Source organism: Mycobacterium hippophais, assembly GCF_027529605.1.
Taxonomy (GTDB): domain Bacteria; phylum Actinomycetota; class Actinomycetes; order Mycobacteriales; family Mycobacteriaceae; genus Mycobacterium; species Mycobacterium arseniciresistens.
In genome coordinates, this window is sequence record NZ_JAPZPY010000012.1 from 1 (window position 1) to 22,288 (window position 22,288).

The 22,288-nt window shown below is 69.1% G+C and carries 20 protein-coding genes and 1 pseudogene; 9 read left to right on the forward strand and 12 right to left on the reverse strand.

Translation table 11 applies throughout. From position 1 onward, the window contains the following. A pseudogene (locus O6P37_RS22000) lies at nucleotides 1-580 on the reverse strand (protein translocase subunit SecD); the annotation flags it as partial. Between the two features lie 78 nt (nucleotides 581-658). Beyond that, the gene (gene yajC, locus O6P37_RS22005) at nucleotides 659-1,045 is read right to left on the reverse strand and encodes a preprotein translocase subunit YajC (RefSeq protein WP_269896087.1); all 387 of its coding nucleotides are present in this window, start codon (nucleotides 1,043-1,045) and stop codon (nucleotides 659-661) included. 446 nt (nucleotides 1,046-1,491) lie between these two features. On the opposite strand from yajC, the gene gabT reads away from it, so the two are divergent. Together gabT and O6P37_RS22015 are read left to right on the forward strand one after the other, a co-directional pair. Then, complete coding sequence (gene gabT / locus O6P37_RS22010) at nucleotides 1,492-2,832, forward strand: 4-aminobutyrate--2-oxoglutarate transaminase (RefSeq protein ID WP_269896088.1); 1,341 nt, start codon at nucleotides 1,492-1,494, stop codon at nucleotides 2,830-2,832. A gap of 11 nt (nucleotides 2,833-2,843) precedes the next feature. Then, nucleotides 2,844-4,277, forward strand: a complete 1,434-nt coding sequence (locus tag O6P37_RS22015; protein ID WP_269896089.1) for a gamma-aminobutyraldehyde dehydrogenase — start codon at nucleotides 2,844-2,846, stop codon at nucleotides 4,275-4,277. 9 nt (nucleotides 4,278-4,286) lie between these two features. Here O6P37_RS22015 and O6P37_RS22020 read toward each other — a convergent pair whose 3' ends face one another. Next, nucleotides 4,287-4,658 (reverse strand): cytochrome P450 family protein, encoded by a 372-nt coding sequence (locus O6P37_RS22020; RefSeq protein WP_269896090.1) that lies wholly within the window; start codon nucleotides 4,656-4,658, stop codon nucleotides 4,287-4,289. A gap of 199 nt (nucleotides 4,659-4,857) precedes the next feature. After that, nucleotides 4,858-5,679 (reverse strand): hypothetical protein, encoded by an 822-nt coding sequence (locus tag O6P37_RS22025; protein WP_269896091.1) that lies wholly within the window; start codon nucleotides 5,677-5,679, stop codon nucleotides 4,858-4,860. 91 nt (nucleotides 5,680-5,770) lie between these two features. Here O6P37_RS22025 and O6P37_RS22030 point away from each other — a divergent pair, with 91 nt between their 5' ends. The 3 genes from O6P37_RS22030 (at nucleotide 5,771) to O6P37_RS22040 (ending at nucleotide 11,280) form a co-directional block, all read left to right on the forward strand. Then, on the forward strand, nucleotides 5,771-6,397 hold the full coding sequence (locus O6P37_RS22030) for a maleylpyruvate isomerase N-terminal domain-containing protein (RefSeq protein WP_269896092.1): 627 nt from the start codon (nucleotides 5,771-5,773) through the stop codon (nucleotides 6,395-6,397). Nucleotides 6,398-6,529: 132 nt separating this feature from the next. Further along, entirely contained in the window at nucleotides 6,530-10,063 is a 3,534-nt protein-coding gene (gene car, locus O6P37_RS22035) for a carboxylic acid reductase (protein ID WP_269896093.1), read from the forward strand. A gap of 128 nt (nucleotides 10,064-10,191) precedes the next feature. Further along, nucleotides 10,192-11,280 carry a GGDEF domain-containing protein gene (locus tag O6P37_RS22040; RefSeq protein ID WP_269896094.1) on the forward strand — a complete coding sequence of 363 codons (1,089 nt, stop codon included), beginning with the start codon at nucleotides 10,192-10,194 and terminating at the stop codon, nucleotides 11,278-11,280. An 83-nt stretch (nucleotides 11,281-11,363) separates the two neighbouring features. On the opposite strand, the gene ruvB is transcribed toward O6P37_RS22040, so the two are convergent. The 4 genes from ruvB to O6P37_RS22060 all read right to left on the reverse strand — a co-directional run bounded on the left by ruvB (nucleotide 11,364) and on the right by O6P37_RS22060 (nucleotide 14,048). After that, the gene (ruvB, locus tag O6P37_RS22045) at nucleotides 11,364-12,446 is read right to left on the reverse strand and encodes a Holliday junction branch migration DNA helicase RuvB (RefSeq protein ID WP_269896095.1); all 1,083 of its coding nucleotides are present in this window, start codon (nucleotides 12,444-12,446) and stop codon (nucleotides 11,364-11,366) included. Between the two features lie 2 nt (nucleotides 12,447-12,448). Then, entirely contained in the window at nucleotides 12,449-13,039 is a 591-nt protein-coding gene (ruvA, locus tag O6P37_RS22050; RefSeq protein WP_269896096.1) for a Holliday junction branch migration protein RuvA, read from the reverse strand. Next, nucleotides 13,036-13,635 carry a crossover junction endodeoxyribonuclease RuvC gene (gene ruvC, locus O6P37_RS22055; protein WP_264014240.1) on the reverse strand — a complete coding sequence of 200 codons (600 nt, stop codon included), beginning with the start codon at nucleotides 13,633-13,635 and terminating at the stop codon, nucleotides 13,036-13,038. Before ruvC ends, ruvA begins: the two co-directional genes overlap by 4 nt. A gap of 89 nt (nucleotides 13,636-13,724) precedes the next feature. Beyond that, nucleotides 13,725-14,048, reverse strand: coding sequence for a hypothetical protein (locus O6P37_RS22060; RefSeq protein ID WP_264014241.1), 324 nt, complete (start codon nucleotides 14,046-14,048; stop codon nucleotides 13,725-13,727). Nucleotides 14,049-14,184: 136 nt separating this feature from the next. Here O6P37_RS22060 and O6P37_RS22065 point away from each other — a divergent pair, with 136 nt between their 5' ends. Both O6P37_RS22065 and O6P37_RS22070 read left to right on the forward strand, forming a co-directional pair. After that, the gene (locus tag O6P37_RS22065; protein ID WP_269896097.1) at nucleotides 14,185-15,417 is read left to right on the forward strand and encodes a mechanosensitive ion channel family protein; all 1,233 of its coding nucleotides are present in this window, start codon (nucleotides 14,185-14,187) and stop codon (nucleotides 15,415-15,417) included. 53 nt (nucleotides 15,418-15,470) lie between these two features. Next, nucleotides 15,471-15,872, forward strand: coding sequence for a YybH family protein (locus O6P37_RS22070; RefSeq protein ID WP_269896098.1), 402 nt, complete (start codon nucleotides 15,471-15,473; stop codon nucleotides 15,870-15,872). Between the two features lie 10 nt (nucleotides 15,873-15,882). Here O6P37_RS22070 and O6P37_RS22075 read toward each other — a convergent pair whose 3' ends face one another. Beyond that, complete coding sequence (locus tag O6P37_RS22075) at nucleotides 15,883-16,635, reverse strand: YebC/PmpR family DNA-binding transcriptional regulator (RefSeq protein ID WP_269896099.1); 753 nt, start codon at nucleotides 16,633-16,635, stop codon at nucleotides 15,883-15,885. 241 nt (nucleotides 16,636-16,876) lie between these two features. Here O6P37_RS22075 and O6P37_RS22080 point away from each other — a divergent pair, with 241 nt between their 5' ends. Then, entirely contained in the window at nucleotides 16,877-18,088 is a 1,212-nt protein-coding gene (locus O6P37_RS22080) for an acyl-CoA dehydrogenase family protein (RefSeq protein WP_269896100.1), read from the forward strand. A 150-nt stretch (nucleotides 18,089-18,238) separates the two neighbouring features. Continuing rightward, on the forward strand, nucleotides 18,239-19,840 hold the full coding sequence (locus O6P37_RS22085; RefSeq protein ID WP_269896251.1) for a purine-cytosine permease family protein: 1,602 nt from the start codon (nucleotides 18,239-18,241) through the stop codon (nucleotides 19,838-19,840). 56 nt (nucleotides 19,841-19,896) lie between these two features. On the opposite strand, the gene pdxT is transcribed toward O6P37_RS22085, so the two are convergent. From pdxT to pdxS, 3 genes are read right to left on the reverse strand one after another with little or no spacing between them, the layout of a single operon-like run. Then, on the reverse strand, nucleotides 19,897-20,478 hold the full coding sequence (pdxT, locus tag O6P37_RS22090) for a pyridoxal 5'-phosphate synthase glutaminase subunit PdxT (protein ID WP_269896101.1): 582 nt from the start codon (nucleotides 20,476-20,478) through the stop codon (nucleotides 19,897-19,899). Next, the gene (gene tesB, locus O6P37_RS22095; protein ID WP_264014248.1) at nucleotides 20,475-21,323 is read right to left on the reverse strand and encodes an acyl-CoA thioesterase II; all 849 of its coding nucleotides are present in this window, start codon (nucleotides 21,321-21,323) and stop codon (nucleotides 20,475-20,477) included. The genes pdxT and tesB overlap by 4 nt, the downstream gene beginning before the upstream one ends. 9 nt (nucleotides 21,324-21,332) lie before the next feature. Next, nucleotides 21,333-22,250, reverse strand: coding sequence for a pyridoxal 5'-phosphate synthase lyase subunit PdxS (gene pdxS, locus O6P37_RS22100; RefSeq protein WP_269896102.1), 918 nt, complete (start codon nucleotides 22,248-22,250; stop codon nucleotides 21,333-21,335). Between the last annotated feature and the right edge of the window lie 38 nt (nucleotides 22,251-22,288).

A 22,288-nucleotide genomic window follows, 5' to 3' on the forward strand; every position in this document is an offset into this window, starting at 1 on the left:
CTTGCGGCGGCGCGTCGGCGGCGGGTCCGCCCGGCGCGACGACACCGGGCGGCAGGCCCTCGGGTCCGCCGGGCAGGATGCCGGGCGGCAGGCCGCCGGGCCCACCGGGCAGGCCGGGTGCGCCTTCGGGTCCGCCGGGCAGTCCTGGCGGGCCCTCGGCCGGCGGCTGTCCCTCGGCGTTGCCTTCGCCGGGCGCCTGGGCCGCGATCGCGTGGATGACCGGGCGGATGTAGAGACGGGCGGTCTGCCCCAGGTTGCGGGCCTCGTTGCCGTCGTTGCCCGGCACCGTGATCACCAGGTTCTCGCCGTCGACGACGACCTCGGAACCCGAGACGCCGAGACCGTCGACGCGGGCACTGATGATCTGCTGGGCCTGGGCCAGGGCGTCACGGGTGGGCGGCGTGCCGTCCGGGGTGCGCGCGGTCAGGGTGACCCTGGTGCCGCCCTGCAGGTCGATCCCGAGCTTCGGGTCGGGCTTCTTGTTCCCGGTGAGGAACACCAGGAGGTAGACGCCGACGAGCAGCACCAGAAAGAGCGTCAGGTAGCGGGCAGGATGCACCGGCGCCGAAGACGATGCCACGTTGGTTGGGTCTCCTCGAGATCGAGATCAGTTGCTCAGCACGGCAAAGAGTACGTGCCCGGGCTGAGTGCTCTGCTGTCAGTCTTTCTTCAGGCGGTCCGAATCCGCGGTGGAGTCGACGACCGAGGTGCTCTCGGTCACCTCGGTGGCCGATGACGTGACCTCGTTGGACTCGTCGATGTCGTCGACGTCGTCGTAGTCATCGGCGTCGGAGGTGATGCGGTCGCGCACCGCCAGCTTCATCCAGGTGGTGACGACTCCGGGGGCGATCTCGAGGTCGATGTTGTCGTCGGTGATGCCGGTGATGGTGCCCTGCAGACCGGACGTGGTGTGGATCCGGTCGCCGATCTGCAGCGACTCGTGCAGGTCGATGGTGGCCTGCATCGCCTTCTTCTGGCGGCGCGATGCGAAGAACATGAATGCGCCAAGGATGATGAGCAGGGGCAGGAAAACGACCAGGTCCATAACGGCAACAGTCTTTCGTGTCGGCTTGTGCGGCGACGGCGCCCCGATTCAGTAGTCAGGTCGCGATGCCTCGTAGTTGTCCAGTGTGCCATTGCGGCAGCTGGCAGCCGACTGCCCCGTGCGTTCAATCCAGCACGGCGATGGCCTCGACTCTATTGACAGGTCCGGAGATGGTGCCTTTCGAAGTGGTCATCGAGGCGCCACGCCGGGCGCGCGCTGCGCAGTCCGGCGCCGTGCCGAGGCGAACGACGATCCCGTCGCACAAAGCCGGTCTTGGCCACTGATACCGCATCATCTGGCGTATTCTGATACGAAATCCTGAGCGGGTTGGGCCGGCGGGCGCCGTTTCCAGTCGCGTGGAGCCCGTCGCCGACTAGGCTCGGTGCCGAAGCCGAACCCCCTCGCAGTGCCCCTCGAAGACGCCCCGTGATCGCAGGAGTCGTGCCGTGACCATTCTCGAGCAGAGCCGCCACCTCGTCACCGCCGTTCCGGGACCGAAGTCGCAGGCCCTCATCGACCGCAAGGCCGCCGCCGTGTCGCGCGGCGTGGGCACCACCATGCCGGTGTACGCGGCGCGCGCGGGCGGCGGCATCCTCGAGGACGTCGACGGCAACCGGTTCATCGACCTCGGCTCGGGGATCGCCGTCACCACCATCGGGAACGCGTCGCCGCGCGTCGTGGACGCGGTGCGCACGCAGGTGGCCGAATTCACCCACACCTGCTTCATGGTCACGCCGTACGAGAGCTACGTCGCGGTCGCCGAGGCGCTGAACCGCCTCACCCCCGGCGACGACGAGAAGCGCTCGGCGCTGTTCAACTCCGGCTCCGAGGCCGTCGAGAACGCCGTGAAGATCGCCAGGACCTACACCGGCAGGTCGGCGGTGGTGTCGTTCGACCACGCCTACCACGGCCGCACCAACCTCACGATGGCGCTGACCGCCAAGGTGATGCCCTACAAGCACGGCTTCGGCCCGTTCGCCCCGGAGATCTACCGCGCGCCGCTGTCCTATCCGTTCCGCGACGCGGAGTTCGGCAAGGAATTGGCGACCGACGGCGAGCTGGCCGCCCGGCGCGCCATCGACGTCATCGACAAGCAGGTCGGCGCGCCGAACCTGGCCGCGGTGATCATCGAACCGATCCAGGGCGAGGGCGGCTTCATCGTGCCCGCCGAGGGGTTCCTGCCCGCCCTGCTCGACTGGTGCCGCCGCAACGGCGTCGTGTTCATCGCCGACGAGGTGCAGACCGGCTTCGCGCGCACCGGGGCGATGTTCGCGTGCGAGCACGAAGGCATCGCGCCCGATCTGATCGTCACCGCCAAGGGCATCGCCGACGGCCTGCCGCTGTCGGCGGTCACCGGCCGCGCCGAGATCATGGACGCCCCGCACGTGTCCGGGCTGGGCGGCACCTACGGCGGCAACCCGCTGGCCTGCGCCGCCGCCCTGGCCACCATCGAGACCATCGAGTCCGACGGGCTCGTCGCGCGCGCCCGCGAGATCGAGACGCTGATGAAGGACCGACTGCACCGGCTGCAGGCCGAGGACGAGCGCATAGGCGACGTGCGCGGCCGCGGCGCGATGATCGCCGTCGAGCTCGTCGAACCCGGCACCACCGAACCGGACGCCGAGCTCGCCAAGAAACTCGCCGCAGGCGCCCACGCCGCCGGGGTGATCGTGCTGACCTGCGGCACCTACGGCAACGTGCTGCGGTTCCTGCCGCCGCTCGCCATCTCCGACGACCTGCTCTCCGAGGGCCTCGACGTGCTGGCCCTCATCCTCGCCGACCTGTAAAGGAGCCCTCCATGACCACGGTGAAGAACTTCATCAACGGCGAACTCGTCGACTCGGTGTCCGGCGCCACGATGCCGCTCGTCGATCCGTCCACCGGCGAGGAGTACGGCTCCGCCCCGGTGTCCAACGAGCAGGACATCGACAACGCCTACGCCGCGGCGTCGACGGCCTTCAAGTCCTGGAAGAAGTCCACCCCGTCCGACCGCCAGAAGGCACTGCTCGGCCTCGCCGACGAGGTGGAGAAGGCGGCCGCGGACCTGATCAGGGCCGAGGGCCGGAACACCGGCAAGCCCGACCACGTGACGGCGGCCGAGGAGATCCCGCCGATGGTCGACCAGATCCGATTCTTCGCCGGCGCCGCACGTGTCTTGGAGGGCAGGTCGGCCGGTGAGTACATGGCCGATCACACGTCCTGGATCCGCCGTGAGCCGATCGGCGTCATCGGCCAGGTGGCGCCGTGGAACTACCCGATGATGATGGCGATCTGGAAGATCTGCCCGGCGATCGCGGCGGGCAACACCGTGGTGATCAAGCCGAGCGACACCACGCCGGTCACCACCGTGATGCTGGCCGAACTCGCGGCCAGGCACCTGCCGCCCGGTGTGCTCAACGTCGTCACCGGCGACCGCGTCACCGGCGCCAACCTGGTCTCCCATCCGACGCCCGAGATGGTCGCGATCACCGGTTCGGTGGCGGCGGGCCGGGCCGTGGCGGTCAGTGCCGGCGGGAACCTCAAGCGCACCCATCTCGAACTGGGCGGCAAGGCGCCGGTGATCGTGTTCGACGACGCCGACATCGCGGCCGCGGCCGAGGGCATCGCCACCGCCGGCTACTTCAACGCCGGCCAGGACTGCACCGCGGCCACCCGCGTACTCGCACCCGCCTCGATCGCCGGTGATCTGACCGACGCGCTCGCCGAGCAGGCGAAGGCGGCGACGACGACGTTCGGCAGGGCCGCCGACGACGAGGACGCGTGGGTGCCGCCGGTGAACAACGTCAACCAGATGGAGCGTGTGCTCGGCTTCTTCGAGGACGTGCCCGGGCACGCCAAGGTCGCCGCTGGCGGAAACCGGCAGGGCGACAAGGGTTTCTACGTGGAACCGACGGTGGTGGGCGGGCTCCTGCAGGACGACCGGATGATCCAGAACGAGATCTTCGGACCCGTCATCACCGTGCAGAGCTTCTCCGACGAGGACGAGGCGCTGGGTTGGGCCAACGGCGTCGAGTACGGACTGGCGTCGTCGGTGTGGACCAGGGACGTCTCCCGCGCGATCCGCATGTCGAACGCGCTCGACTTCGGCTGCGTGTGGATCAACACCCACATCCCGCTGGTCGCCGAGATGCCGCACGGCGGATTCAAGTCCTCAGGCCACGGCAAGGACCTGTCGATGTACGGCCTGGAGGACTACACGCGCATCAAGCACGTGATGGTCTACACCGGCTGATCGACGCGGTCAGGTGGTGACGAGCGCGATGACGATGGCGCGCAGTTCGTCCGCGGTGAAGCCGTCGCCGTCGACCTCGGCGGCGATCAGGTCGGAAAGCAGATCGTCGGATGGCGACGCGCAGCGCGCCGCGACCATCACGTCGATGTAGGAGCCGAGCGCCTCTAGGGCGAATTCGTCGGCCTCGTCGGCCCAGCAGGCGACCTGCACCCAGTCGCGGCTCGGCAGTCCGAGCGCGCTGTACAGCACGCAGGCCCACCGGCCGAGCGCGATCTCGGCGATCTCGTCGTGGCCCTGCGGCGCCGCGGACGGGTTCAGGCGTTCGGCCAGCGCCCGGTGCACCTGCTCGGAGAGGCCGTGCAGGCGAAGTGGCGTGGTCATCGAAAGCCTCCTGTTTGTCGGGACGGTACTGCGAAGCGTCGTCGACCGCCCGAACTCCCAGGTAACCACTTCGTGTTGCTAAGCACCATCAAAGGTGCTGCGGAACACAATGTTCCGGCTCATAAGCGGAATGTAGATGTGGGACGGATCACAGAACGGCCGCCGAGCATGTGCTCGACGGCCGTGCCTGCCATGTGGCTCAGCGGTGTGCGAGCGTGTTGCCGCCACCCCGGTTGCGGAGCCGGCTGAGCAGACCGCGCCGCCGCGGTGCGGCCTCCACCTGCTGCTGACCCGCGACCGGCCCGTAGCCGGTCTGCTGCCCGACGGGCTGATCCGCGGCCGGCCCGTAGCCGGTCTGCTGCCCGACGGGCTGATCCGCGGCCGGACCGTAGCCGGTCTGCTGACCGACGGGCTGCTGACCGACGGGCTGCTGCCCGACGACCGGGTCCTGTCGTACCGGCTGCTCGATCACGGGCTGCGAACCCGTGGTGGTGGTCTCCACCGGCCGCTGCGCATAGGCGATGTCACGCGCACTGCGAACCGACAGTCGGCCGATCGCGATCGCCCCGAGGAACACGATGAGGGCGCCGAGGCCGTAGAAGTAGGTCAGCTCCAGCCAGACCCGCTTGGTGTCGTTGGTGGCCACCGGCGCGCCGGCGTTGCCGAGGCCGAGGGGACCGGCCAGTGCCCGGCCGATGACGAACCATGCCCCGGCCGCCACGGTCAGCCAGCCGCCGAGCATCGCCGTCGCGCGGTTGCGCGACGTCAGCATCAGGAAGCCGCCCACGACGGTCACCACGCCGGGCAGCACCTCGAGCCACCCGCGGGCCGTCGTCCACGCCCAGACCTGATCGGGGGTGAAGGCGAAGTCGAAGTAGGGCCCGATGAAGGGGACGAGCGCTCCCCAGAGACCCAGCAAGATCAACAGGAATCCACTCGCGGCCCCGCGGCTGCGCGGAATCCGCATCCGCCCGCCTCGTGCGCGCGCCGCCGGGGTGTCCGAGCTGTCGTAGTCCTTCATGGTGCCTCCTTTGTTGCCGCCGGAGTACCCATCGGCGGACCTCGCCTAACGCCGGCAGTGGCATGGAATCGCGGCCGTTTATGGTGGTGACATGCCGGTTGATCACGCCGCCGTGCAGGACACCCTCGCCGACGCCTGGGACCGGTGGTCGCACCGGTGCGCCATCCTCACCCCCGCCGAGTGGACGGCCGACACCCGTTGCGGCGCCTGGGACGTTCGAGCGCTCATCGCGCACATGTGCCCGGACGCGGCGATGTTCGACGCCATCGCCGACGCCACGATGGAGGGGCCCGCTGCGGTCAACGATCCGGCGCAGCTGCTGCGCCGCTTCAACTCCGATGGCGGAGCGGCGCACACCATGGCCGAGGATCTCGCTGCGACCGCCGCCGCGGAAGCCACCGCACTGAGCCCGCGCGACGCGGCCGACCGGTTCGCCGAGAGCGCCGCCCGGTTACGTGCGGACCCGTGGCCGGGAGCCACCGTCATCTCCCACCCGATCGTCGGCAGCACCACCCTGGCGGTGACGGCACGCCTGGCGCTGATGGAGGCCACGGTCCACCTGCTGGACCTGGCCGACGCCGTCGGCGGTGTCGAACCGTCATATGCGGCACTGACGCTCACCCGGGACCTGTTGATCGACGTGCCCTCACCCACGGCGGCGGTGGAGATGCTGGCAGGGCGTGCCGCGGCGCACACGGTCGTGCCCGTCGTCCGCTGACCGAGAGCGACATCACAATACATTGACAGCCTATGCACAGCCGATCTAGGAATAACCTTAGTTTTACTAACGTAGTTCTGATCAGGCGCAGCGTCGCGTCGCAAATTGCACCGATTGCACTGGAGATCGCCCATGTCCAATGAGACCCCCGACGAGCGGCTCGCCCGCCGCATCGCCGAATTGACCGCCACCGACCCGCAATTCGCCGCCGCCGTCCCGCTCGGTGACGTCAGCGCCGCAGCCGCTGCGCCCGGGCTCCGGCTGCCCGAGGTCATCGAGACGGTCATGACCGGCTACGCCGACCGGCCCGCGCTGGCCCAGCGCACAGTGCGTCTCGTCGAGGACCCGTCTTCCGGCGCCACCTCCGCCGAGCTGCTGCCCTCGTTCGACACCGTCACCTACGGCGAGCTGTGGGCGCGCGTGCAGAACTTGGCCGCGGCCTGGGACGGCAACCCCGTTCATCCCGGTGACCGCGTGGCCATCCTCGGCTTCACCAGCGTCGACTACACCGTCGTCGACACCGCCACCATGCTGCTCGGCGCGGTGTCGGTGCCGCTGCAGACCAGCGCACCCGTCGAGGCGCTGCAGCCGATCGCCGCCGAGACCGAACCCACCCTGATCGCCGCGGGCATCGACATGCTCGACGACGCCGTCGAGCTGATCCTCACCGGACACCAGCCCACCCGCCTGGTGGTCTTCGACTACCGGCCCGAGGTGACCGCACAGCACCAGGCCTTCGAAGCCGCCCGGCGCAGGCTGGCCGACGGCGGTCGCGACGTGCCCGTCGAGGCGCTCACCCGCGAGCTCGCGCGAGGCGCCGGAACGCCATCCGCGACGACGGCGACCGCGGCCGACGCCGACCCGCTGAGCCTGCTCATCTACACCTCGGGCAGCACCGGCGCCCCCAAGGGCGCGATGTATCCCGAGCGCAAGGTCGCCGACATGTGGAAGGCCGCCAACAACAACGGCTTTCACGAGCAGAACCCGGTGATCCCCTCGATCACGCTGAGCTTCATGCCGATGAGCCACGTGATGGGCCGCGGCATCCTCGTCGGCACGCTCGCCGCCGGCGGCACCGTCTACTTCGCCGCAAGGAGCGACCTGTCCACCCTCCTGGAGGATCTCGCACTGAGCCGGCCGACACAGCTCAGCTTCGTCCCGCGGATCTGGGACATGATCTTCCAGGAGTTCACCAGCGAGGTCGACCGGCGCACCGCCGACGGCGCCGACCGGTCCGCTGCCGAGGACCAGGTGATCGCCGAGATGCGGCGAAACCTGTTGGGCGGGCGCTTCATCGGGGCCATGACCGGCTCCGCGCCACTGTCCCCGGAGATGAGGTCCTGGGTGGAACGGCTGCTCGACATGCACCTCGTCGACGGCTACGGCTCCACCGAAGCCGGCGCCGTGTTCGTCGACGGCGTGGTCCGCCGGCCACCGGTCATCGACTACAAGCTCGTCGACGTCCCCGATCTCGGGTACTTCCACACCGACCGGCCGCACCCGCGCGGCGAACTCCTGGTCAAGTCCGAGCAGCTGTTCCCCGGCTACTACCGCCGGCCCGAGCTGTCCGCCGAGATGTTCGACGACGACGGCTTCTACCGCACCGGGGACATCGTCGCCGAACTCGCACCCGACCGGCTGCAGTACGTCGACCGCCGCAACAACGTGCTCAAACTCTCCCAGGGCGAATTCGTGACGATCGCCAAGGTGGAGTCGGTGTTCGCGACCAGCGCACCGATTCGCCAGATCTACATCTACGGCAACAGCTCCCGGTCCTACCTGCTCGCCGTCGTCGTGCCGACCGAGGACGCGCTCGCCGAGCACGACCCGGCCGAGCTCAAGGCCGTGCTCACCACCGCCCTTCAGGACGCCGCCAAGGCGGCCGGGCTGCAGTCTTACGAGATCCCCCGGGACTTCCTCGTCGAGACGCAGCCGTTCACCTTGGAGAACGGCCTGCTCACCGGCATCCGCAAGCTGGCCCGCCCGAAGCTCAAGCAGCACTATGGCGAACGGCTCGAGCAGCTCTACACCGACCTCGCCGAAGGCCAGGCCGACGAACTGCGCACGCTGCGCCGCGACGGCGACGGGCGGCCGGCTCTGGAGACCATCGGCCGGGCGGCGGGCGCTCTGCTCGGCGCGGCGGCCGCCGATGTGCGGCCCGATTCGCACTTCACCGATCTCGGCGGCGACTCGCTGTCCGCGCTCACCTTCGCCAATCTGCTCAACGAGATCTACGGCATCGACGTGCCCGTCGGTGTCATCGTCAGCCCGGCCAACGATCTGCAGGCCCTGGCCGGCTACATCGAGGCGGAGCGCACCTCGGGCACCAGGCGGCCCACCTTCGCCGCCGTGCACGGCCTCGGCGCGATCGAGGCTCGTGCCCGCGACCTCACCCTCGACAAGTTCATCGACGACAGCACACTCGCCGACGCCGCCGCCCTGCCCGCGCCGCGCGGCGAGGTCCGCACCGTCCTGCTCACGGGCGCGACCGGATTCCTCGGCCGCTACCTGGCGCTCGACTGGCTGGAGCGGATGTCTCTGGTCGGCGGGACGGTGATCTGCCTGGTGCGCGCGAAGGACGACGCCGCCGCCCGGCAGCGCCTGGACCAGACGTTCGACAGCGGTGACCCCGAGCTGCTGCGGCACTACCGCCACCTGGCGGCCGACCATCTCGAGGTGATCGCCGGTGACAAGGGTGAAGCGAATCTCGGTCTTTCCGAGGAGGTTTGGCACCGACTCGCCGAATCCGTGGACCTGATCGTCGATCCCGCCGCACTGGTCAATCACGTGCTGCCGTACAGCCAGCTGTTCGGCCCGAATGTGGTGGGCACCGCCGAACTGATTCGGCTCGCACTCACCGCCAGACTCAAGCCGTTCACGTACGTGTCCACGATCGGCGTGGGCGCGGGCATCGAACCGGGTCACTTCACCGAAGAAGGCGACATCCGCGCCATCAGCCCGGTACGCCGGATCGACGACAGCTACGCCAACGGTTACGGCAACAGCAAGTGGGCCGGCGAGGTGCTGCTGCGCGAGGCCCACGACCTGTGCGGCCTGCCGGTCGCGGTGTTCCGCTGCGACATGATCCTGGCCGACACCACCTACGCCGGGCAGCTCAACCTGCCCGACATGTTCACCCGCACCATCTTGAGCCTGGTGGCCACCGGCATCGCGCCCGCGTCGTTCTACGAACTGGACGCCGACGGCCGGCGCAGCCGTGCCCATTACGACGGCCTGCCGGTCGAGTTCATCGCCGAGGCCATCGACACCCTCGGCGCACAGGCGGTGAAGGAGCGTGGAGCCGGCTTCGAGACCTACCACGTGATGAATCCCTACGACGACGGCCTCGGGCTCGACGAGTTCGTCGATTGGCTGGTCGAGGCCGGTTATCCGATCAGCCGCGTCGACGACTACCGCACCTGGTTCGACCGGTTCGAGACAGCCATGCGGGGGCTGCCCCAGCAACAGCGTCAGTATTCGCTCCTGCCGCTGCTGCACAACTATCAGCAGCCGGAGAAGCCGATGCGTGGGTCCCTCGCGCCGACCGAACGGTTCCGCACCGCGGTGCAGGAGGCGAAAATCGGCGCGGACAAGGACATTCCACATGTCACGGCGCCGGTGATCGTCAAGTACGTCACCGATCTGGAGCTGCTTGGCTTGTTGTGACGGAATCGGCAGATGCCGGACGCTGACACATTGGCGATGTCCAGCAAACCGGTCGTTGACTAGGTAACATCCCGTACCAACGCCGACGCGCGAGCAGTTGCGCGGCGAACCGTACGGGGGCGCGAGTAGTGGGCCGGATTCGCCAGTGGTGGGGGCAACCCGACAACTTCCACTGGCTCTCCGAATATCTCGGTGCGCGTCAATTGCAGCGGTTCACCCGGTTCATGATGGGCACCATCGTGGCGGCACTCGGCGCGGCGCCGCTGCTGCTGCTGTGGAGTCCGGCGGGCCCGCAGTCCCCGGTCGGCCGCGCGGTCGGCGTGCTCGTGGCGGTGTGCTGCGCGGCGATGGCGGCGATGTGGTTCACCCGGTGGCCGACGCACCAGCAGTCGACCACTTTCGCCGTGACGTCCAACGTGTGCATCGCCGCCGCCTCCCTGGTGGAAGTCAGGCCCGAGACCGCACTGCACGGTTCGATGGCGTTCGCCGCCCTCGCCGGGTACGTCGCGTTCTTCCACTCTGTGCGGTACCTGACGCTGACCCTGTGCACGGCCGCGGGCACCGCACTGGTCGCCGCGTGGCAGATCGCCGCATCCGGCGACGTTGCGATGGCGGCCGCCAAGCTGCTGGTGGTGATCGTCGGTGTGCTGGCCGTGCCGTTCTCGGGTCAGGTACTCGTCCACCTGCTCAGCGCCGACGCGCTGAATGCGAACACCGACCCCTTGACCGGACTGCGTAACCGACGCGGTTTCTACCGCGGCGCCCGGGAACTCATCGCCGCCTCGACCGGCGATCCGCCACCGTGCTTCACCGTCGTGATGGTCGATCTGGACGGCTTCAAGAAGGTCAACGACACCCAGGGACACGCGATCGGCGACCGGATACTGATCGCCGTCGGCGAGAGCCTGCGCCGGGCCAGTCCCGCCGGTTCGGTGGTCGCCCGCGTCGGCGGCGAGGAGTTCCTCGTCGCGGAGACGACGCCCGCGAGCGAGGCCCAGGTGACCGCCGAGCGACTGCGCCGGGCGGTCGCCACCAACCCGTGGGGCGTCACCGCGAGTCTCGGTGTCGCCAGCGTGACGCTGCTCAGCATCGACGGCGACACCACCAGGCGGATGGTCGGCCATCTCGTCGACTCCGCCGACGCGGCCATGTACGAGGCGAAACGGGCCGGCGGCAACCGGATCCGGCACAGCGGGGCGGCCGTCTTCCGCACCTGAGATCAGGCGCCGACGCCCTCCACCGGGACCACCGTGGCGCGGACGGCGAGAGACATTGTGCCGCTGCCCATCTGGCGCACCTCCTACTCGAACAGGTCGGGCTGTCCCAGCGCGGTGGCCCGGCTGGGCGGTTGCATGCCGAGGTGGGTCCAGGCCTGCGCGGTGGCCACCCGGCCCCGCGGCGTGCGGGCCACCATGCCGGCGCGCACCAGGAACGGCTCGCACACCTCCTCGACGGTGGTGGCCTCCTCCCCCACCGCGACCGCCAGCGTGGAGACGCCGACCGGTCCGCCGCCGAAGCTGCGGGTCAGCGCCGACAGCACGGCCCGGTCCAGCCGGTCGAGGCCCAGTTCGTCGACGTCGTAGACCGCGAGCGCGGCCTTCGCGATGTCACGCGTGATCACGCCGTCGGCCCGCACCTCGGCGTAGTCGCGGACCCGGCGCAGCAACCGGTTGGCGATCCGCGGCGTTCCGCGTGAGCGCCGCGCGATCTCGGTGCCCGCCTCGCCGCCCAGCACGATGCCGAGGATGCCCGCCGAACGGGCCAGCACGCGTTCGAGTTCGGCCGGCTCGTAGAAGTCCATGTGCGCGGTGAACCCGAACCGGTCGCGCAGCGGACCGGTCAGCGCCCCCGACCGGGTGGTGGCGCCGACGAGGGTGAACGGCGCCACCTCGAGCGGAATCGACGTGGCACCGGGACCCTTGCCGACGACCACGTCGACGCGGAAGTCCTCCATCGCCAGGTACAGCATCTCCTCGGCCGGCCGGGCGATGCGGTGGATCTCATCGATGAACAGCACGTCACCCTCGACGAGGTTGGACAGCATTGCGGCCAGATCCCCGGCGCGCTCCAGCGCCGGACCGGACGTCAGCCGCAGCGACGCGCCCAGCTCCGCGGCGATGATCATGGCCAGCGACGTCTTGCCCAGCCCGGGCGGACCGGACAGCAGGATGTGATCCGGTGTGCCGCCGCGGTTCTTGGCACCCTCGAGGACGAGCTGCAGCTGTTCGCGTACCCGGGGCTGGCCGATGAATTCGCGCAGCGAGCGCGGCCGCAGGCTGGCGTCGACGTCACCCTCGCCGACGGTCAGCGCCGCGGAAACGTCGCGCTCGTCGGGCGCCTCGGCGGACTCGGAGTCCTCCGGGCTGTTCGCGAATCGGCCCATCGCTACTTCTTACCCAGCATCGACAGCGCGGCGCGCAGCGCGGCGGACGTGCTCGCGCCCGGATCGTCGGCGAGCACCTTGTCGGTGGCCTCCTCGGCCTGCTTGGCGGCGAACCCGAGACCGATGAGGGCCTCGACGACCGGCGCGCGCACCGCGTGGCCGCCGACCGTCGATCCACCCGCGGACGGGCCGACCGGTCCGATCTTGTCGCGCAGTTCGAGCACTAGGCGCTCGGCGCCCCGCTTGCCGATGCCGGGCACCCGGGTGAGCGCGGTGACGTCACCGTCGGCCAGTGCCTGCCGGAGCGCCTGTGCATCGTGCACGGCAAGGGTGGCGAGCGCGATCTTCGGACCGACGCCGGACACGCCGAGCAGGGTGAGGAACAGGTCGCGGGCCTCGGAGTCGCCGAAGCCGTACAGGGTCATGGAGTCCTCGCGCACGATCATCGCGGTGATGAGGCGGGTCTCGGCGCCGCGGCGCAGCGCGGCGAGTGTCGACGGGGTGGCCATCACCTTGTAGCCGACACCCGCGGCCTCGACGACGGCGTGGTCGAGCGCGATGTCGATCACCTCGCCGCGCACCGACGCGATCACGTCGCGCTCCGCGACGGCGCCGGGGACGAACCCTTCTTCGCCTTGGCCTTGGCCTTGAGCGTGGCCCGGTATCTGCGCTGTTGTTCGGCGGCCTGGGCCTCGGCGGCGGCCATCCGCGCGATCATCGGCGCGCGCCAGCAGTGACAGATCGCCAGCGCCAATGCGTCGGCCGCGTCCGCGGGAGTCGGCTTGGTCTGCAGCGCAAGGATTCTGGTGACCATCGCGGTGACCTGCGCCTTGTCCGCCCGGCCGTTGCCGGTGACGGCGGCCTTGACCTCGCTGGGTGTGTGGAAGTGCACGTCGATGCTGCGCCGCGCCGCGGCGAGGGCGATGACGCCGCCCGCCTGCGCGGTGCCCATCGCCGTGTTGGCGTTCTGGTTGGCGAACACCCGCTCGATCGCGACGACGTCGGGCACGTGGGTGTCCATCCAGTGGTCCACGGTGTTGCTGATTGTCAGCAGCCGCTCGGCCAGCGGTGCGTCGGAGGGGGTGCGGACGACGTCGACGTCGAGCGCGATGACCTGGCGGCCGGTGCCGCCCTCGACCACGGAGAGCCCGCAGCGGGTCAACCCCGGGTCGACTCCCATCACGCGCACGCCAGCCCCTTCCCGAACAGCTGTTCGACACCCTAGCGCGCCGCGGCTGCCGGGCCGGGCGGCGACACGCTGGTGTCGCGGCCCCCCGATCAGAGCGTGAAGTGCCCGGACCGGCTGCCCTGGCCGATCTCCAGCGCAAGGTCGTTGAGCCGGCGCCCGGAGGCGGACCAGCCGCGCACCAGTTCGTCGCCGACCTCGGCGTGGGCCCGCTCGATGACGATCCGCCACCGCTGCAGGCCGAGGAATTTCGTCGCCAGCCAGAACGGCCACACCAGCAGGAAGGGCGCGGCGATCAGCAGCGCGAACCAGCCGAAGAAGTCGATGTCGGCCCAGTCCCCCATGTCGCCGAACGGCCACCACTTGCGCTTGAGGTTCCACTGGACACCGTTGGGATCCGTCACGACTACCGCCACGCGGCAATTGTGCTGCCAGTGAGCGAATTCCGGGTGATATCCACGCAGCCGCCCGTCGTGCGATGTGACGTCACGCGCGACCGCCGCTACCGTCGCGGGAGACCTGACCTCGATCCGTGGAGCTGATTTCACCCCCATGCCCGACGAGAACGAACTCGAGTCCGCCACCAATCTCGCCGTCACCCTGGCCTGGGCGTGCGGCGCCGTGGTCGCCGCGTACCTGGTGGGAATCATCCTCACCTGGGGGTTACGGCGCGTCGGCCGGCGCAGCGAAGTGCTGTGCGACGTCGCGACACTCACCCGCCGGCCGCTGCGGGCGACGCTGATCGTGTTCGCGGCGTCGGTCGCGGTGCAGCGCACCTCCGACGACGCCGACCCGTGGCGCGGCTGGGTGGACCACACGATGCTGATCGTGAACATCGCCACCTTCACATGGCTGCTGACCAGCCTGGTGATGGTGGCCGAGCGACGGATGATCGCGCGCTACGGCGGCGGCGCGGAGGGCGAGGTGACCGACGCCGACCGGATCTGGCGCCGGATCCGCACCCAGGTGACGGTGCTGCGCCGGCTCGCGATCGCCGTGGTCGTCGTGCTCGGCCTTGCCGCGATCCTGATGACGTTCCCGTCGTTCTCCGACATCGGCACCACCCTGTTCGCCTCAGCCGGTGTGCTGTCGGTGGTCGCCGGCCTGGCCGCGCAGACCTCGCTGGGCGCCGTGTTCGCCGGGATGCAGATCGCGTTCTCGGGCGCGATCCGGGTCGGCGACGTCGTCGAGCTCGAAGAGGGCCGGTGGTGGGGCCGGATCGAGGAGATCACGCTGACCTACGTCGTGGTGCGGCTGTGGGACGAACGCCGGCTGGTGCTGCCGTGCACCTACTTCACCACCACCCCGTTCGAGAACTGGACGCGCAACGCCACCGAGATCATGGGCACCGTCGAGTTCGACGTCGACTTCTCCGTCCCGTTCGCCGACATGCGCGCCGAACTGGACCGGCTACTGGCCGCCAATGACCAGTGGGACGGCCGCCGCGGCGTGCTGCAGGTGACCGACGCCGTCGGCGGAGTGGTGCGGGTGCGGATGATGGTGAGCGCGCCGAACGCGGGTGCGCTGTTCGACCTGCGGTGCGCGGTGCGCGAGGGCATGGTCGACTGGGTGCAACGCACCCCGCATGCCGTCGTCCCGGCCCACCGGATCAAACCCGCTCCGGCTGAGCCCGACCGGCCCGCCCGCCGCGACACCGACACCGAGACCCACCGCGTGGCGTCCAGCCTGTTCTCGGGCAGCCCCGAGGCGGAGCGACGGGGCAGGGCGTTCGACGACACCGTCGACTACGAGGACGAGTTCGCCACCACCAACGGACGCGCCTGACGCACCGGGTGTTTCGCCGACGTCGGGGCGAACCCCAGATCTACGATGCGCTCATGGCGTTCACCGGCCCGGCCCAAGACCGGCAGTCCATCCGCGAGCGGCTCGAGCTCTACAGCGACGCCGTCGTCAGGCAGGACCTCGGGGCGTATCTGGCGTGCTGGGCCGAGGACGGGCGGCGCACCGGCGCAGGCGGTGAGTGCCAGGGGGTCGACGAACTGCGCACCCACTGGGGCGAGGTGTTCGGCGCCGTCGAGAAGATGGCGTTCTTCATCCAGATCGCGTCCATCGAGATCGACGGCGACCGGGCGCGCGCGCGGTCCAACAACCTCGAGATCATGCAGTTCCGCGACGGCAACGCGATGCGACTGGTCGGCGAGTACACCGACGAACTGCGCCGCGACGCCGGCGACTGGGTGTTCACCCACCGCGACTACCAGGTGCAGCTGACGTTCTAGCCGCCCGGGACTACTCCTCGATTTGGGCGAGGATCTCGTCGGGGATGTCGGCGTTGGTGTAGACGTCCTGCACGTCGTCGCTGTCCTCGAGCGCGTCGACGAGTTTCATGATCTTGCGTGCGCCCTCGGCGTCCAGCGGCACCGTCACCGACGGCTGGAATCCGGCCTCCGCGGAGTCGTAGTCGATACCGGCCTCCTGCAGGGCGGTGCGCACCGCGACCAGATCGGTCGGCTCGGAGAGGATCTCGAAGCTGTCGCCCAGGTCGGTGACGTCCTCGGCGCCCGCGTCGAGCACCGCGGCGAGCACGTCGTCCTCGGCGAGGCCGTTCTTCTCGAGCGTGATGACGCCCTTGCGGGAGAACAGGTAGGACACCGAACCGGGGTCGGCCATGTTGCCGCCGTTGCGGGTCATCGCGACGCGCACCTCGCCGGCGGCCCGATTGCGGTTGTCGGTGAGGCACTCGACCAGCACCGCCACCCCGTTGGGGCCGTAGCCCTCGTAGGTGATGGTCTGCCAGTCGGCGCCGCCGGCCTCTTCACCTGCGCCGCGCTTGCGGGCGCGCTCGATGTTGTCGTTGGGCACCGAGTTCTTCTTCGCCTTCTGGATGGCGTCGTAGAGCGTCGGGTTACCGGCCGGGTCGCCACCGCCGACGCGGGCGGCCACCTCCACGTTCTTGATCAGCTTGGCGAAGTTCTTGCCGCGCCGGGCATCGATGATCGCCTTCTTGTGCTTCGTGGTGGCCCACTTGGAATGGCCGCTCATCGGGGACTACCTCGCTCTGGTCGGTGCTCTGCTCGATCGGTGGCAACCCGACGATTCTACGTGCCGCGATGCCGGCGGTGAGCGGGCAACGCGCGACGAGGACCGCCCAGGATCAGCGCACCGCCTCGAGCGGGGTCAGGGCGGGCGACGCGGTAGCCGGCCCCGGCCGGCCCAACTCCGCCTCTGTTACATCCGCCACAGCACTACTGCGGTGAACTTACTCCGGAGTAAGATCCCGGTCATGTCGTTCTCCCTCGAACTGTCCCCCGACCTCGTCCACATCCGGGACTGGGTCCACGAGTTCGCCGCCGACGTCATCCGCCCCGCCGCCGCCGAGTGGGACGAACGCGAGGAGACGCCGTGGCCGATCATTCAGGAGGCGGCCAAGGTCGGCATCTACTCGATGGAGTTCTTCGCCGAGCAGGCAGGCGAGCCGTCGGGGCTCGGCATGCTGATCGCGTTCGAGGAGATGTTCTGGGGTGATGCCGGCATCGCATTGTCGATCCTGGGCACCGGTCTGGCCGCCGCGTCGCTGGCGGCCAACGGCACCCCCGAGCAGCTCGGCGAGTGGCTGCCGCAGATGTTCGGCACCGTCGACGACCCGAAGGTCGCGTCGTTCTGCTCGTCGGAGCCCGGCGCCGGATCCGACGTCGGCGCCATCCTGACCAAGGCCCGCTACGACGAGGCCACCGACGAGTGGGTCCTCAACGGCACCAAGACGTGGGCCACCAACGGTGGCATCGCGAACGTGCACATCGTCGTGGCGTCGGTGCACCCGGACCTGGGCACCCGCGGCCAGGCGACATTCATCATCCCGCCCGACACACCGGGTTTCACGCAGGGCCAGAAGTTCCTCAAGCACGGCATCCGGGCGTCGCACACCGCCGAGGTGGTGCTCGAGGACGTCCGCATCCCGGGAAGCCTCATCGTCGGCGGCAAGGAGAAGTTCGACGAGCGCATCGCCCGCGTCCGCGAAGGCAAGAGCTCGAAGAGCCAGGCGGCGATGGCCACCTTCGAACGCACCCGGCCCACCGTCGGCGCAATGGCCGTCGGGGTGGCCCAGGCCGCCTACGAGTACGCCCTCGACTACGCCAAGCAGCGCGAACAGTTCGGCCGCAAGATCGGCGAGTTCCAGGCGATCGCCTTCAAGCTCGCCGACATGAAGGCCCGAATCGACGCGGCGCGCCTGCTGGTCTACCGCGCCGGGTGGATGGCACGCAACGGCAAGACGTTCGACAACGCCGAGGGGTCGATGGCCAAGCTGGTCGCCAGCGAGACCGCGGTCTACGTCACCGACGAGGCGATCCAGATCCTCGGCGGCAACGGCTACACCCGCGACTACCCGGTGGAGCGCATGCACCGCGACGCCAAGATCTTCACGATCTTCGAGGGCACCAGCGAGATCCAGCGGCTGGTGATCGGGCGGGCCGTCACCGGTCTGCCGATCCGCTGACCCCGGACCGGCGCCGCTGGCGGCACGGTTTGCTAGACGGAACATCGCTGTCACAGACCGGAAACAAAGTCGCCCTAATTTTGCCGAATGACCCAAGAGCTCAGCGACGAGGTGCGGCGCAACGAGGCGGTCGAGGCCGACCTCGACACCATGACCGCCACCAAGGAGACGCTGGAGGACTACACGCTGCGCTTCGCGCCGCGCAGCTACCGCAAGTGGTCCACCCGAGTGGTCGGCATCTCGGCCCTCGGCGGCATCGCCTACCTCGCGGACTTCGCGATCGGCGCCAACATCGGCATCGCCTACGGAACCACCAACGCGCTCTGGGGAATCCTGATCTTCGCGGTCGTCGTCATGGTGACCGGTTTCCCGGTGGCGTACTACGCGGCGCGCTACAACATCGACCTCGACCTGATCACCCGCGGCAGCGGATTCGGCTACTACGGCTCGGTGGTCACCAACGTCATCTTCGCGACGTTCACCTTCATCTTCTTCGCACTCGAGGGCTCGATCATGGCCCAGGGTCTCGAACTCGGTCTCGGCATCCCGCTGTGGGCCGGTTATGCGCTGTCCACCGTCATCATCTTCCCGCTGGTGATCTACGGCATGAAAGTGCTCTCGACACTTCAAGTCTGGACCACCCCGCTGTGGCTGGTGCTGATGGTCGCGCCGTTCGTCTACCTGGTGGTCAGCCATCCCGAATCGGTCGGCGACTTCTTCGCCTACCAGGGTGAGAGCGGCACCGGCGGCTTCGATCTCGGGATGACCCTGCTGGCCGCAGGGGTGTGTCTGTCCCTGATCGTGCAGATCGCCGAGCAGATCGACTACCTGCGGTTCATGCCTCCCCGCACGCCGGAGAACAGCCGCAGCTGGTGGACGTGGATGTTCCTCGCCGGACCGGGTTGGGTGATCTTCGGCGCCATCAAGCAGGTCGTCGGCCTGTTCCTGGCGGTGTACCTGATCGCCAACGTCTTCGACGGCGCCGTGGCGAACGCGAACGAGCCGGTGCACCAGTTCCTGGAGATCTACCGGAACTTCCTGCCGCCGTGGCTGGCCATGACCCTCGCGGTGATCCTGGTGGTGATCAGCCAGGTGAAGATCAACGTGACCAACGCATACTCCGGTTCGCTGGCGTGGACCAACTCGTTCACCCGCGTCACCAAGCACTACCCGGGCCGGCTGGTGTTCCTGGCGTTCAACCTGGTGATCGCGCTGATCCTGATGGAAGCCAACATGTTCGCGTTCCTGAACTCGATCCTCGGGTTCTACGCCAACTGCGGAATCGCCTGGGTCGTGGTGGTGGCGTCGGACATCGTGTTCAACAAGTACCTGCTGAAGCTCTCGCCGCTGCAGCCCGAGTTCCGCCGCGGCATGCTGTACGCGGTCAACCCGGTCGGCTTCGTCTCACTGTTCGTCGCGGCCGGGGTGTCGCTGCTGACGTTCTTCGGCGTGCTCGGCGAGGCGATCCGGCCGTACTCACCGCTGGTGGCCATGGTGCTCGGACTGGTGCTGCCGCCGGTCCTCGCCGTCGCGACCAAAGGAAAGTACTACCTGCGGCGCACCGACGACGGCATCGACCTGCCGATGTACGACGAGCTGGGCAACCCGTCCGGCGAGCATCTCAAATGCCATGTCTGCCATCACGATTACGAGCGGCCGGACATGATGAAGTGCGCGACGCACGACGCCTTCGTCTGCTCGCTGTGCCTGTCCACCGACAAGGTCGCCGACCACGTCCTGCCCGCTTCTTGAGTGATTTCGGCGCGCTTTCGATCGGTCAGCGATCGAAAGCGCGCCGAGACCGCGTCTTAGAGGGAGTCGACGAAGAGCTTGTGCACGCGGCGGTCGCCGGTGATCTCCGGATGGAACGCCGTCGCCAGCACCGGACCCTGCCGCACCGCCACCGGATGGCCGGCCGCCGTGGCGAGGATCTCGACGTCGGGTCCGACCCGTTCCACCCAGGGCGCCCGGATGAACACCGCGTGCACCGACCCGTCGAGGCCGGTGAAGTCGATGTCGCCCTCGAACGAGTCGACCTGACGTCCGAAGGCGTTGCGCCGCACCGTGATGTCGATCGCCTTCAGCGGATCGGCCTGCCTGCCCGCCGCACCCGCGTCGAGGATCTCGGTGGCCAGCAGGATCATCCCCGCACACGAGCCGTAGGCCGGCATGCCGTCGGCGAGGCGGGCGCGCAGCGGATCGAGCAGGTCGAGTTCGCGCAGCAGCAGACTCATGGTGGTGGACTCCCCGCCGGGGATCACCAGCGCGTCGACCGCCTCGAGTTCGCCGCGCCGCCGCACCGTCACCGCCTCGGCGCCGGCTTCGTGCAACGCCGCCAGATGCTCGCGGGTGTCGCCCTGCAGTGCGAGCACCCCGATCCGGGCGCTCACTCCCCCGCCGGCGAATAGTCGCGCTTGAAGCGGGTCAACCCCTCCTGCATCACCGCCGCGACCATCTCGCCGTAGCGGTTGAACAGCTTGCCCTGCGTCAGCGCACGACCGCCGCACGCCGACGGCGACGACTGGTCGTAGAGCAGCCACTCGTCGGCGCGGAACGGCCGCATGAACCACATCGCATGGTCCAGCGAGGCGATCATCAGGTGCTTGCGCTCGTCCGGGTGGTTCACCTGCGCCGATCCCAGCAGCGTGAGATCGCTCAGGTAGGCCAGCGCGCAGATGTGCAGTACCGGGTCGTCGGGCAGCGGGTCGCGGTGCCGGAACCAGACCTGTTGCTGCGAAGCCTTACCCGGCAGCAGCGGCACCTGATCGCGCGGCACGATGCGCACGTCCCACTCGTCGAACTGCCGGAAGCCTGCGTCGTCGAAGACCTTGCTGGCCGACTTGAAATCCGGGATGTCGTCGGGCGGCGGCGCGGCGGGCATGGCGTCCTGGTGTTCGATGCCGCTCTGATCGGTCTGGAACGACGCCGACATCGAGAAGATCGTCTCGCCGTGCTGGATCGCGGTCACCCGCCGGGTGCAGAACGACCCGCCGTCGCGGAGGCGCTCGACCGAGTACACCGAGGGCGCCCGCGCGTCACCGCCGCGCAGGAAGTATCCGTGCAGCGAGTGCACCTGGAACCTGGGGTCGACGGTCCGCACGGCGGAGACCAGCGACTGGCCGGCGACATGTCCGCCGAATGTGCGCTGCAGGAATCCCGACTCGGGACTGAACACCCCGCCGCGGTAGATGTTGACCTCGATCTGCTCGAGGTCGAGGATCTCCTCGATCGCCACTTGTGCGCTCTACCAGCCGCGTTCGGCCAGCCGGTGCGGCTGCGCGATGTCCTCGACGTTGATGCCGACCATGGCCTCGCCCAGCCCGCGCGACACCTTCGCCAGCACGTCGGGGTCGTCGTAGAACGTGGTGGCCTTGACGATCGCGGCCGCGCGCTCGGCCGGGTTGCCCGACTTGAAGATGCCCGATCCGACGAACACGCCCTCGGCGCCGAGCTGCATCATCATCGCCGCGTCGGCCGGGGTCGCGATGCCGCCCGCGGTGAACAGCGTGACCGGCAGCTTGCCCGCCCGCGCCACCTCGGCGACCAGTTCGTAGGGTGCCTGCAGTTCCTTGGCGGCCACGAACAGCTCGTCCTCCGACAGCGACGTCAGCCGGCGGATCTCGCCGCCGATCTTGCGCATGTGGGTGGTGGCGTTGGAGACGTCGCCGGTGCCGGCCTCGCCCTTGGAGCGGATCATCGCTGCGCCCTCGGTCAGCCGCCGCAGCGCCTCGCCGAGATTGGTGGCGCCGCAGACGAACGGCACGGTGAACTTCCACTTGTCGATGTGGTTGGTGTAGTCGGCCGGGGTGAGCACTTCGGACTCGTCGATGTAGTCGACGCCCAGGCTCTGCAGGATCTGCGCCTCGACGAAGTGGCCGATCCGGGCCTTGGCCATCACCGGAATGGTGACGGCGTCGATGATGCCCTCGATCATGTCGGGGTCGCTCATCCGGGAGACGCCGCCCTGGGCGCGGATGTCGGCGGGCACCCGCTCGAGCGCCATCACCGCGACCGCACCGGCGGCCTCGGCGATACGCGCCTGCTCGGGGGTGACCACATCCATGATCACGCCGCCCTTGAGCATCTCGGCCATGCCGCGTTTGACCCGGGCGGTACCCGTCTGCGCGGATCCGTTGGTCGACCCGTTAGGTGCGGTTTCCATCGTCATCTCCTCCAAGCGCTACTGATCCAGTCTAAACG